The organism is Methylomonas koyamae, assembly GCF_019669905.1.
Classification (GTDB): Bacteria; Pseudomonadota; Gammaproteobacteria; order Methylococcales; family Methylomonadaceae; genus Methylomonas; species Methylomonas koyamae.
Genome location: NZ_AP019777.1, coordinates 3,922,899 through 3,934,516, shown reverse-complemented (window position 1 = coordinate 3,934,516; position 11,618 = coordinate 3,922,899). Strand labels below are relative to the sequence as shown.

10 protein-coding genes are annotated in these 11,618 nt (G+C 59.8%); 3 read left to right on the top strand and 7 right to left on the bottom strand.

Annotated features, from left to right (window positions below; all coding sequences use genetic code 11):
* Window positions 1-3: 3 nt before the first annotated feature.
* The 7 genes from MKFW12EY_RS17645 to MKFW12EY_RS17615 all read right to left on the bottom strand — a co-directional run bounded on the left by MKFW12EY_RS17645 (window position 4) and on the right by MKFW12EY_RS17615 (window position 8,795).
* The gene (locus MKFW12EY_RS17645; RefSeq protein ID WP_221053486.1) at window positions 4-2,763 is read right to left on the bottom strand and encodes a caspase family protein; all 2,760 of its coding nucleotides are present in this window, start codon (window positions 2,761-2,763) and stop codon (window positions 4-6) included.
* A gap of 61 nt (window positions 2,764-2,824) precedes the next feature.
* Window positions 2,825-3,577, bottom strand: a complete 753-nt coding sequence (locus tag MKFW12EY_RS17640) for an MlaD family protein (protein WP_054763651.1) — start codon at window positions 3,575-3,577, stop codon at window positions 2,825-2,827.
* A 58-nt stretch (window positions 3,578-3,635) separates the two neighbouring features.
* Window positions 3,636-4,406 carry a lysozyme gene (locus tag MKFW12EY_RS17635; RefSeq protein ID WP_054763652.1) on the bottom strand — a complete coding sequence of 257 codons (771 nt, stop codon included), beginning with the start codon at window positions 4,404-4,406 and terminating at the stop codon, window positions 3,636-3,638.
* Window positions 4,407-4,530: 124 nt separating this feature from the next.
* On the bottom strand, window positions 4,531-5,559 hold the full coding sequence (locus MKFW12EY_RS17630; protein WP_221053485.1) for an autotransporter outer membrane beta-barrel domain-containing protein: 1,029 nt from the start codon (window positions 5,557-5,559) through the stop codon (window positions 4,531-4,533).
* A 754-nt stretch (window positions 5,560-6,313) separates the two neighbouring features.
* Window positions 6,314-6,727, bottom strand: a complete 414-nt coding sequence (locus MKFW12EY_RS17625) for a hypothetical protein (protein WP_054762011.1) — start codon at window positions 6,725-6,727, stop codon at window positions 6,314-6,316.
* Between the two features lie 85 nt (window positions 6,728-6,812).
* The gene (locus MKFW12EY_RS17620) at window positions 6,813-8,432 is read right to left on the bottom strand and encodes a SagB/ThcOx family dehydrogenase (RefSeq protein WP_221053484.1); all 1,620 of its coding nucleotides are present in this window, start codon (window positions 8,430-8,432) and stop codon (window positions 6,813-6,815) included.
* Between the two features lie 90 nt (window positions 8,433-8,522).
* Entirely contained in the window at window positions 8,523-8,795 is a 273-nt protein-coding gene (locus tag MKFW12EY_RS17615; RefSeq protein WP_054762009.1) for a nitrogen fixation protein NifZ, read from the bottom strand.
* 197 nt (window positions 8,796-8,992) lie between these two features.
* Here MKFW12EY_RS17615 and MKFW12EY_RS17610 point away from each other — a divergent pair, with 197 nt between their 5' ends.
* Genes MKFW12EY_RS17610 through nifS form a run of 3 tightly spaced genes read left to right on the top strand, consistent with a single transcriptional unit; the run spans window position 8,993 to window position 11,489 of the window.
* Window positions 8,993-9,349 (top strand): HesB/IscA family protein, encoded by a 357-nt coding sequence (locus tag MKFW12EY_RS17610; RefSeq protein WP_064022646.1) that lies wholly within the window; start codon window positions 8,993-8,995, stop codon window positions 9,347-9,349.
* Between the two features lie 18 nt (window positions 9,350-9,367).
* Entirely contained in the window at window positions 9,368-10,282 is a 915-nt protein-coding gene (gene nifU, locus MKFW12EY_RS17605; protein ID WP_221053483.1) for a Fe-S cluster assembly protein NifU, read from the top strand.
* Entirely contained in the window at window positions 10,275-11,489 is a 1,215-nt protein-coding gene (nifS, locus tag MKFW12EY_RS17600) for a cysteine desulfurase NifS (RefSeq protein WP_054762014.1), read from the top strand. The genes nifU and nifS overlap by 8 nt, the downstream gene beginning before the upstream one ends.
* Window positions 11,490-11,618 lie beyond the last annotated feature (129 nt).

The following is an 11,618-nucleotide window of genomic DNA, read 5'->3' as shown; positions in this document are numbered from 1 at the left end:
CGTTCAGTTGCCGCAGCGGCTCTTGATGTCGCAGGCTTTGGCCAGGGCTTTGATGCCGGGCAGGCCGCGGGCGCTGCGGGCTTCCTCGCCGAATTTGCGGTAGCGCCAGCAAGCCTTTTGCCGCATGGTTTTGCGGTCCCAGCGCTCCCAGTCTTTTTTGTATTTGATTAACTGGTATTCCACGCCGATATCGGGTTTGACTTTCAGTTCCTTGGCGTTACCGTCGTAGCCGTGCGAGCCCCAGGCGATGCGTTTTTGCGGATCGACCACCATCACCACGTGGCCGTCGCCGCGTGTCGGATCGCGGTAGACCAACAGGTCGCCGGTTTGCAGCGGTTCGCTGTCGCAGCGTTCGAAATGCTGGGCCAGCGGGCTGGCGGATTTGACCATATCGGCCGTGTTCAGGTATTTGTCGCCGGCGTTATAGGGCAGGCCGGCGCGGGTGAAGGCAAACCAGATTGCCCGCGAGCAATCGATGCCGCGTTTCAAATTGTCCAGATCGCTTGCCGCGTTCCAGGCGTGGCCTTTGTAACCGAAGCCGTCGCCGGCGGCCGCTTGCGCCAGCCAGTCGGCTTTTTGCAGGACTTTGTACAGTGCGGTTTGGTTGTCGTCGGGCAGGTAAGGGCGAATGTCGAAATGCGGGATCGTGAATTCGCGGGTCCGGCTGAACCCGGCCAGGCCGCGGTCGCCGGATTTTTGAAAGCGGGAATTGGCCTCGACCCGTAATTTGATTTTGCTCAAGGTCCAGGTCGTATCTTCCGCACTGTCGCTATCCAGCGCCTGGCCGCGGGTACCGGTCAGAAAGCGGTCCAGCGCCCGATATAAACCGGTTTTAGCCGGGTCCGCGGCGCGGGTGCGCGCGCTCTGCGTCAACAAGTCCCAGCGCACCGGATTTTTTTCCTTGGTGCCGAACACGATCAATTGGTCCCAAACGTCCAGCGGCAAACCGGCGCGGAAGGTTTCGCCGCTGGCGTTGAACGTGGTCGACTCGCCCGGTTTCAATAGTTCGCGGCGGCCGTCGGCCGGAAAACCGTAGCTGCTGCCGTCGGTGGATAACACCACGCCGCCGACCAGCAGCGGCGCGGGAGCGTTCTTGTCCAGCGTAACTTTGACGTTCCAGCGGTGGCACAAAGGCATGATTTGGTCGGCATTCGGCGCGGCCGCCTCCCAAACGCCTTTGGCGCAGTCGTCTTGTCTGGCCGACGGAACCACTTCGACTTGCAGGCTCTGGTTGTCGCTAAACTCGCTGCCGCCTTCGCCGCGCAATTGCAGCAAACCTTTTTGGCGGGCGTGCTGCCACAGGTTGTGGGCGGCGTCGCTATCCTGGCCGAACACGTTGCGCACCCGGTTTTCCGGGCCTTTCAGTTGCAATAAACCGTCGGAGGTCAAACTCAATTCGAAGTCGCCGGAACCGTCGCTTACGTTGAGCAGAGATTTGGCATCCGGATCGTCGGTTATCGCTTGTTTGATCGCGGCGGCACGGTCCGGCGGCACGCCGCCGGGTTCGGATTCGGGTTTGATGCGGACATTGATGCGCACGTAGTCGTCGGCCGGACGTACCGGCACGGCGATGTCGCCGACCGCCATTGCGGCAGCCGATGCATTTTTGCCGACGACATTGGCTGTCGCCGTCAAGCCGGTCAGGCTGTCGAGCACCACGCTGGCCTTGGCTTTGGCCGGATCGCGGGTATCGGCGCCGCTCAGCGCGCCGTCGTAAATTCTGAGTTCGGCACCTGCGCCCAGGCCCGGCAACGGCGGTCCGGCCAGCGTCAGCGGCGGCCCCAATTCGGTGACTTCCCAGGCCACCGGCGCCGTGCGCAAGCTATTGCCGAACACCGGCCGCTCCAGGTTGCCTTGGAAATAGGGAATTTGGTAACTGCGGGCGGCGACCAGGGCCGGGATTTGGCGGGCGGCCTGGGCGTAAGTCAGAGCTTGGCTGCTACCCTGGCCGAGCACCTGCAGCAGCGCGTCGGTAAAGACGCCGCGTCCGCCTTGCTCCAGCGCGCTGGTGCCGTCGCTGGCCGCGGTCAGCGCGATCAGATTCGGCATCGATTCCGGCGCTAGTTCGCCAGCACCGTCGCCGACGCCCTCGGCTAGCAGGTCTTCGACCGGATCGGCAGCCGGCTCGACGAAGCGGGCCACCATGGTTTCCCGGTCGCCGCGGGTTGCGGTGCCGGAATTGCATGAGTCGAGAATGACGGTGACGTTGTTGCTTTTTTTATAGACCTTGGCCAGTAGGCCGTTCAAGCGGTCGTCGATGAAATCGCCGAGTTTGCGGCCGTTCTGTTCGGTACGCGAATCGTGCAAGACCAAGGTTTCGTCCTGGCCGTCGGGTTCGTCGCCGTTTTTATCGGCGGTTTGCGAGCCGTGGCCGGCGTAATAGAACACGACGATGTCCTGTTCTTTCAAACGCGGCAACAAAAAATTGTCGAACGCGTCCTGCAGATTTTGCAGCGTGGCCTGGTCGTCCAGCAGCAGGCAGACGTTTTCTTTCGGGAAGCCGTAACCGTTCTTGCCGGACAATATTTCCAGCATGCGGCGGGCGTCTTCCGGCGGGCCGGCCAGATCCGGCACCTTGTCGGAAATGTATTGGCCGACGCCGACGACGACGGCCAGTTTTCGGATGCCGCCGGTTTCCGTGGTTTGCTCGATGGCGCAGCCCGGAAGCTGTGGGATCGCGGCTTGGCATGGGCTTGCCGGCGCCAGGGCTAAGCCCAGCAGGCCGTAACAAATCCCGAACCCGAGGCGGTTGCAGCGTTTCATGGTGTGACTCCCGGCAAAAACGGTGGTCGGCGGCTGTGCCGGGCAGGCGCCCGGCATCGGCTTATTTCAACTTGTCGACGTTGTGTTTAAGTTCGTCGCGGAAGGTTTGCAGCGCTTCGGCGGCTTTGGCTTGGCCTTGCTCGCGCAGCGCTTGCTGCTTGGTCAGCAATTCCTTTTCGATCTCGTCGTAATCTTGAAATATCTGTTTGCTTTGCTCGCCGGCTTCGCCGCGGATCGCTTCCATCTCCTGAACCAGTTTTTGGTAGCGTTCGCGGATTTCGGTTTCGGTGGTTTGTGCGTCCTGCTGCCATGCCGCCAGCGACTCGTTCATTTTCTGTTTCGAGTCGGCCCATTCCTGGTTGGCGTCTTTGAAATAGTCGCCGAAGTCTTTGGCGGCTTGGCTGACCGCTTGTTTCACGTTGGAAATCGCCCCCAAAATCGCGTCGAATCCGGTTCTCGGTTCCAGCGCCGTCAGTACGCCGCCGTCAACGACGGGCGGTGCCGATTCCGGCGGGTTGCTGATGACGATTTTGGCCGGCGGCGGCTCGACGGCGATAGCGGCCTGGGCATTGGCTTGTACCGGTGCGGCTTTGGCTTTTTCCAGCGCCAGCGCAACGGTCACGCCGTTGCTGATCGGGGTTAAGCCGCTGACTTTGCCGATCACGGCGCCGTTGAATTCGACCGGATCGTCGGGTTTGATGGTTTTGGCGTCTCTGAAATTCACCGTGACGTTGATCCAGGACGGAAACAGGTCGCAGCCGGCCAGTGCGGTAACGGCGGCTAAGATCAGCCATTTGAAATGGGTGGTTGCCATGGGATTCTCCTAACCCGCGTTATCGCGGCGCAGTGCAAGCGTTGAATGAAAAGTGGAGTTACTGCCGGGTTTCGCCGACGCGAATATCGATTTCCGGTAATTCCGCCTCGGCTTCCGGCAGGGCGCGCGGCACGCCGATGCCGTCGAAAAACAGATCGATCCGTTTCTCGTTGCGGATCTTCAAGCCCTTGATGACCCGGCCGTTGGCTTTACTCCAGCGGCGGAATTGGGCTGGTACCCGGTCGAATTGCTGCTTGTTGACCGCCGATAACAGCGTCGATTTGGCAAAGTTGCCGGTGCCGACGTTGTAGACGAAATCGCACAGCGCGGCGTATTGGCCTTCGGACAACGGCACTTTGGTTTTGGTCAGCACCGCAATTTGCGCTTGCTCCATATCGTTAACCAATATTTCCGAGCCGCGCGGTTCGCTGATGCCGTTGCGGAATTCGGCCGGTTCGCTGCCGTTGCAGCGGGCTTGCTTGATCAAGTGGCCGTAACCGATGGTGCAAAAGTGGGCCACGTCATGGTAGGGCAGGCTTCTGAAACCTTCCATGAATTTGGTCAGGTCCAGGCCCTTGTCGTAAATCGGCCGCAGTTCCATGCCGGGCGGCAAAACTGCCCTTTCTTCGGGTTCCAGGAAAATGCCGGCCGTGATTTTTTCTTCGTCTTCGGCCCATTCCTGGGGTTGGGTGGCACAGCCGGCGATGCCGAATATCAGCGCCAGCGGCAGTAACATTTTGGGCGCAGCGGTGTGTCGGAATATTGCCAAGGCGGCAGATTTCGATTTGCCGGCCCGTGGCTCGGCCGGCCGAATGGCTTGGTTGCGCATGATTCCCCCTGCAGCGTTGACGCTCGATTTAGTGGCCGGTAACGGCTTACCGGACCTTTGTTATTGTCGGCAGGGCTCCGGCCGGCGGCTTGGTGCCGATTCCGACCCGGCCCGCGGTTCAGGCTTAAAACCGAATTTTTACGCCGCCGGAGACGATCTGGTTGCTGCCGTTTTCGATCAATAAGGCTTCGTAGTCGATGAAGGCGACGATGTCTTGCGGCAGCTGCATTTGCAGGCCGGTGGCCAGGTTGAGCCAGTTGCGTTCCGGTGCTGCCGTCGCCAGCCCTATCAACGGAATGCCTGCTAAAGAAGCGTCGATTTGCCGGCTGCGGTTTTCGAATTCGTGCACCCATTCGGCCCGGAAACGCGGTATGAATACGGTGTATAAGCTAGGCACGGTAAAGGCGCGGCTGATTTCGGCACCGACCGTGGTGGTAAACGAATCTATGGTTTGGCCGTTCATGCTGATCGTCGCGCTACCGGTGCTGCTCATGATGCCGCCGGTTTCCTGGTAACCGTCGATTTCGGTATGGCTGTAATCACCGCGAATGAACCCGCGTAAATTGAACCATTCCATTTGCTCAACGTAACCGGTGCCGAGACTGGTGAAAAACTGGTCCGCGCCGTAGCTGGCCGCCGCACCGCTAATCGATATGGAATTGTCAGCGAGTCCGGCGTTGACATTGCGCAGGGAATCGAACTCCAGCCGGCTATAGCCGGCCAGAAGGCTGACGTAGCTTTTAGCGGATGGCGAGTAAACCAAAAACGGAGCGACTCGGTAGGCATCGGAGTTCAAATAGCCACTATTGAAATTCAAGTCCCGGTCGGCGTGCAGATAGCCCAAAGACAGGCCGCCGGCAAATTGCTCGTCGAACCGGTAATCCAGAATGGCGTTCGCGTGTTGGGTATTAATGTCGAAGCCGGTTTGGCCGCCGGCGTCGTTGCGGTCGCCGAAGCCGCCGCCGCCGCTGATCGAAATGCCGAACGGGCCGATGTTACTGCTGTCTCCGCTACCGTTACCTTTTTTTCGGCAGTCTTCCCGGCTTTTGGCCGATTTATTGGTATCGTCGCAATCGTTTATGCGTTGAATGCGATTGTTGATTTTCTTGACGAAATCGTACGGAGACGAAATCGCGATCGAGTCGGCTTGCATCGAGGCCTGAGGCGATAGTTGCTGAGCGGCTAAGTCTGATGAGTTGCCGCTGCCGCATAAGGCGCCTAGGGGATTAGCAGTAAAGCAAGCGGCGGATATAGCCCGATACACGGCTTGCTGGCCTAGGCTACCGTTAGCAATTGGCGTAAGTGGTGGATTGAATGATCCGCCGCTAATACCGCTATCGGCATCACTCTGAGGTACTGCGGCAAGAACCAATGTGAAGCAGGCCGGCAGAAGCCGGATAAATTTTTTGAGCCAAGCGATGGTATTCATGTTTCCCCCTTGACAACGATTTAATCCGCAGTGTCGCGCTTGGTTATGGTAGTCCCGATTTGACGATTGTCAAACATAATAAATCGACGATTGCAATTGTCCGTTCGATCGAGTCGGGCGGCGATGGACTAAGAAATAGGTTTAGCGTGGAATAGACGGCTTGTTGGCGGGTTGAAATCGTGATAGCAGGCAAGGCCGTTTGCCTGCTGTTGCTGCGGAGCGTTGGCGGTCTGGGGCGAATAGGGCGGGAGCGGCGGCATCATAGTACCGTCGTGCCCGCCGGACGCGGGCATCCAGCGCCATGGACGGTAGCCTTGCCGCCTGGATGCGCTACGCGGTTAGGGTTTCGTCTATTCCGGCAAGATGGCGCTTAGCGGACAAGGATGTGTATAACGGATTGGAGCGGCGCCGGGGTAAGCCGCTCGCGGGTAAGCGATGGCGCGCCGGCCGCGAGCGGGCCCGGCGCGCGGTGGGGGGATTACTCGGCGGAACTGTCGTGCACGATCGCTTCCAGGACCGGCGGGCGGGCTGCGAACACTTCGGCCATCAATTCCAGCGGTTTGGCGAAACCGGGCAACGCCGGAATTTTCCAGGCCTTGCCGACGAATTTGGTCAGGATGTTCTGCAACCAGGGCCGGTCGGAGCGCGCGCTGTGCAGAATGAAGCGGTAGCTTTCGCCGTCGTTGAACACGGCAAAATCCTCCAACACCACGTCTATCGTGAAATCCTCGCCGTACAAACGGCTCTGCACGTAAACCTTGCGCGCATCCAAATCGAAATTGAACTGGGTCAATTCGGCGATGCCTTTCATGACGTGGTTGGCGACCCAAACGATCAGCGAGTTGGGCGTTATTTTGATGGCGAAGCGGATGATGTTGGCTGCGATGCTCATAGGGTGCCTGCGACGGTGGACGAAATTAAGCCGACGATTCTAATCGCTATCGACCGGCTTGGCCGCGAAATATTTCCCGGACGCTCTATCCGTTTTCGGGCGCAGGCGACGCCGATTGCGCCAGATGCGCATAGGCCGGCAGCGTCTGTAGCCGGTTATCCTCCAGCGGCTCGCCGACCGTGAAATGGTACAGGCTTTGCCAGGTTTGGTCCTGCAAGCCCAGCACGCCGTGTACCGCATCGTCGAAGAAACAACCGATGCCGGTGCCGCGCACGCCGGCCGCTTCCGCTTCCAGATACAGAATCTGCCCCAATAGTCCGCACTCCCAAAACAGCCGTCGGTAACGCCAAGCCTCGGCCGAGACGTTGTCGGCGAAGCGGGCCAGCATGCCCAGGCTGAAGGCGCTGTCGCTGGCAATCGGTTGGTGGCAGGACAAGGTTTTCGCCGCCTGGCGCACGTTGCCGGCTTGCAGCCGGTAAAGCTCGAACGGCGCATCGACGCGCTGCCAGACGTAGTCGGCGGCACAGGCGGGGCGGATTCGGTCGGCGGCTTCCGCACTGCGCGGCAGGAAATACAAGCCCGGCTCGATGCCGTCGACCCGGTGCACGAACAAGACGATATGTACCTGCGCCGGCCAGTTCCAGGCCGTGAACGGCGGCTTGGCAGCGGGGAGCAGTGCGGCGAAGATTCGATAAAAGTCGGCCAGCGGCAGCGGCGCCGATTTGCCGTTGAAATGTTGCGCGCTGCGCCGCTGGCGGATCAAGCGGCTGGCCGCCGGATTCTGGCTGGGCGGCGCCAATTCCAGGGCCGGCAGGGTAAGCCGTTCGGCCGGCGTTGGCGGTTTTAGGGTATGTTCGGCCACTTGGTCGATGATCGGCCAGCGGTAAAAGTGGCGCCCGCTCAAACGCTTGGCGCTGCCGAACCATTCGCCGCTTTGTAAAGATTGCGACAATGCCGGACCGGAAAATTCGCCCTCGGCGCCGGCGCCGGTATCGATCCGGCAAAACAGGTCCGGCGTCTCGCGCTCGTCGGCAACGAAATCCGCGGCGCGATCCAAGCCCAGCCAGGCGCCGATCTCGGCGTCGCCGGCCTCGCTGAGCAGTTCGACGCGCCAGCCCAGGCCAGCGGCGGCATAACTCAACGCTGCCAGGGCATGGCCGATGTCGTGCTGGCAGTAACGGAAGGCGCGTTCGCCGTATTTCCAAGCTTCCCGCCAGTGGATGGACGACAAGCCAACATACAAGCCCGCCGGCAAATCCGCAGCATCGAACCGGCAACGCCGTTCCAGATGGTGGTCGTGGCTGACGTAGTGGTAAACGCCGGCCGCCAATAGTCCCGGATCGGTGCAAAGCAGATAGGCTTCGGTCGGGTGCAGATTGCCGCTGGACGGATTGCAACGCAAGGCCCAGCGGTCGGGGCCGAATTGCTTCCAGGCCGATAAGCCGAAAGACAACTCCAGCAGCAGGCCGACGTTGGCCAGCGTCAATGGCTGGGCCGGGATCGTTGCCGGCCGGTCCAGATCGGCGTAGCGGCAGTCCAGTTCCGCGCCCGGCTGCGGCAGCGCCACGGTTTCGCAGCCGTCGAAGCGGCGGAACGGACTGGGCTGGTCGTCCCAATCCAGCGAGGCCGGGCCCTTGGCGTAGCCGTTCAGTTGGTGTTTGGTGCGCTGGTGGTAATCGAGTACCGCGCCGGAATCGTCGCTCATAGCCATTTCATACGGTATTAAATGAGGCCGGGGCTGCCGGCGTTGCGGGTATGACTATACCCGGTCTGCGGCCGGTTTGCCGGCGCCGGGTCAATGCGTCGTTACCGGTTCCATATCCGGCGCCACCAAGTCCTCGGTCCAGCAACCGATCGGCCGGCCCAGATTCAGCTCGCGGTCTTCGAACCGCACCAGAAACACCGTCAACGCCGGGTCTTCCTCGACGTGGCCCTTCATCACGATCACGCCGCGGGCGCCGGCTTCGGCCAATACCGCACCTTCCTCGCCTTCCGGCATGCTGCCGTCGTCGATAATCTCGTGCGCCGCGTACACCACGTCGCCCAAATCCAGATCTTCTACGTTCATACATTTTCTCCTGTGAATGTTTTGTAGCAAAGCCGACAAAGTCCGATGCATTGTTGGGAAACGGCTCGCCGCGGATAGTTGGCCGGCAGCCGCAACCCCATTAATTTCAGCGCGTTAACCGAAAAAAACGCGTATGGCATGCTGGTTGCTTTAACTGATTACAAGATCAATGCCAAACCGTTTCAGGAGAGTTGAAGATGATTACATTAACCGAAAGCGCCATCAAAGCCGTGGGCCGTTTTATCAGCAGTTCCGACAAGCCTACCGGCGGTTTGCGCATCGAAGTGACCGACGGCGGCTGTTCCGGCCTATCGTACGGCCTGCGCCTGGAAGCGAAAGAAAACGAAGCCGATACCGTGATCGACTGCGGCGAAGTCAAAGTCTTCGTCGACCCGTTGAGCATGCCCAAGTTGGACGGCATGTCTATCGATTTCGTCGATAGCCTGGAAGGTTCCGGCTTTAAATTTACCAATCCCAACGCGGTGAAAAGCTGCGCCTGCGGCTCGTCGTTTACCACCGGCGACAACGGCGGCGCCCCTAAATCCTGTTCTTAAGTTTGCGAGGTTATTGCCATGTGGGATTATTCAGAAAAAGTTAAAGACCATTTCTTCAACCCGAAAAATGCCGGTGCGGTCGCCGGTGCCAATGCGATTGGCGAAGTGGGTTCCATCAGTTGCGGCGACGCCTTGCGTTTGACCTTGAAGGTCAACGAAGACACTGAAGTGATCGAAGACGCCGGCTTCCAAACCTTCGGCTGCGGTTCGGCGATTGCGTCGTCTTCCGTGTTGACCGAAATCATCAAAGGCATGACCTTGGACCAAGCCTTGAAAGTCACCAACCAGGATATCGCCGCCGAACTGGACGGCCTGCCGCCGGAAAAAATGCACTGCTCGGTAATGGGCCGGGAAGCGTTGCAAGCCGCCGTCGCCAACTACCGCGGCGAAGAATGGAAGGACGACCACGAAGAAGGCGCGCTGATCTGCAAATGCTTCGGTATCGACGCGGCGATGATCGAGGAAATGGTGTGGGCCAACAAGCTGCGTACCGTCGAGGACGTCACCAACTTCACCAAAGCCGGCGGCGGCTGCGCTTCCTGCCATGAAGATATCGAAGGTATCCTGGAAAAAGTCCTGAAAGAGCGCGGCGAAAGCTTCGATCCGAACGCCGCGCCAGCCGCCAAACCGGCGCCGGTAGTGGCCGAGAAAGGGCCGATGACCAACTTGCAGCGGATCAAGAAAATCGAGGAAGTGATCATGTCGTTCCGGCCGCAATTGATGGCCGACGGCGGCGATGTCGAGTTGGTGGAAGTGGTCGATAAAACCGCTTACGTCAACATGACCGGCGCCTGCAACGGTTGCCAAATGTCGGCCATGACGATTGCCGGAATCCAGCAGCGTTTGATCGAAGTGATGGGCGAGTTCATCAAAGTCGTGCCGGCGTCGCAGATGCCGAAATTGGTCAATATCCAGGAGGCCGGCCATGCCTGATATCTATCTGGACAATAACGCCACCACCAAGGTGGATAGGGCCGTCGTCGATGCGATGATCCCGTATTTCACCGAATACTTCGGCAACCCGTCGTCGATCCACCGCTTCGCCGACGGCGTGGCGCGGGCGATCAAGAAAGCCCGCAGCCAGGTGCAGGAATTGCTCGGCGCCGAGCACGATTCGGAGATTATTTTTACCTCGTGCGGCACCGAATCCGATTCGACCGCGATTCTGTCGGCGATCAAATGCCAGCCCAACCGCAAGGAAATCATCACCACCGCGGTCGAGCATCCGGCGATTTTGAATCTGGTCGACAACCTGGAAAAAGAAGGCTACACCATCCACCGCCTGCCGGTGGACAAGCGTGGCCGGATCAATCTGGAAGCCTACCAAGCCATGCTGTCGGATAACGTCGCCATCGTTTCGGTGATGTGGGCCAACAACGAAACCGGCACGATTTTCCCGGTCGAGAAAATGGCCGAAATGGCCAACGCCGCCGGCGTGATGTTCCATACCGATGCGGTGCAGGCGGTCGGCAAGATTCCGATGATGCTGGCCGATACCAAGATCGACATGTTGAGCCTGTCCGGTCACAAACTGCATGCGCCGAAAGGTATCGGCGTGTTGTATCTGCGCCGCGGCACCCGTTTTCGCCCGTTATTGCGCGGCGGCCACCAGGAACGCGGCCGCCGGGCCGGCACCGAGAACTCCGCGTCTATTGTCGGCTTGGGCGTGGCTTGCGAACTGGCGCTGCAGCATATGGAATTCGAAAACACCCAGGTCAAAGCCATGCGCGACAAGTTGGAGCAAGGCATCGTCGAAGCGATTCCGCACTGCTTCATCACCGGCGACCTGAACAACCGCTTGCCGAATACCACCGATATCGCTTTCGAATACATCGAAGGCGAGGCGATCCTGATGCTGCTGAACAAGGCCGGCATCGCTGCGTCGAGCGGCTCGGCCTGTACTTCCGGCTCGCTGGAGCCGTCGCACGTGATGAGGGCGATGGACATTCCCTACACCGCCGCCCACGGCACGATCCGCTTCTCGTTCTCGCGTTACAACACGATGAGCGAAGTGGACGAGGTGTTGAAAGTGATGCCGACCATCGTCGCCAACCTGCGTAAGCTGTCGCCGTATTGGGACAGCGTCAACAATTGCCCGGTGGCCGATCCGGAGCAAGCCTTCCAGCCGACCTACGCCTAATGGCGAATACCGCGGCACCGCTTTGATTGGCGGTGTCGCGGCGGGTTTGTAAGGAATGCTAATTCCCGTAGACTGGAGTCAGCCGGAAGGTGTTTCCGACGCAAAGCGTGCCGGAAACGCTTGTGCTTA